The sequence below is a fragment of the Mesorhizobium sp. M8A.F.Ca.ET.165.01.1.1 genome (genome assembly GCF_004792065.1).
In the GTDB taxonomy this organism is placed as follows: Bacteria; Pseudomonadota; Alphaproteobacteria; order Rhizobiales; family Rhizobiaceae; genus Mesorhizobium.
Genome location: NZ_SRTH01000104.1, coordinates 1 through 378 on the forward strand (window position 1 = coordinate 1; position 378 = coordinate 378).

The 378-nt window shown below is 60.6% G+C and carries 1 protein-coding gene; it reads left to right on the forward strand.

Features of this window, described 5'->3' with window-relative positions; translation table 11 throughout:
* On the forward strand, nt 1-274 hold a 274-nt coding region (locus tag EN808_RS35295; RefSeq protein WP_281041868.1), incomplete at its 5' end, for a TCP-1/cpn60 chaperonin family protein.
* Nucleotides 275-378 lie beyond the last annotated feature (104 nt).

Sequence of the window (378 nt, forward strand, 5' to 3'; positions counted from 1 at the left end):
GCAGATCGCCGAGAACGCCGGTGCAGAAGGCTCGATCATCGTCGGCAAGCTTCGCGAGAAACCGGAATTCGGTTACGGCTGGAATGCACAGACCAATGCCTTCGGCGACCTCTACAAGGAAGGCGTCATCGATCCGGTGAAGGTGGTGCGGACCGCGCTCCAGGACGCGGCATCGGTTGCCGGCCTGCTGGTAACAACGGAAGCGATGGTGGCCGAAAAGCCGAAGAAGGAACCCGCGGCTCCGGCGATGCCGGGTGGCGGCATGGACTTCTGATGGGTAACGACACTCCTGACAGATGGGCACAGCAATGAATATGTTGAACTTAAACGCAATCCCTTCGCCGTCACGCGCGGCCACCGATCTGAGCTACGAAGCCG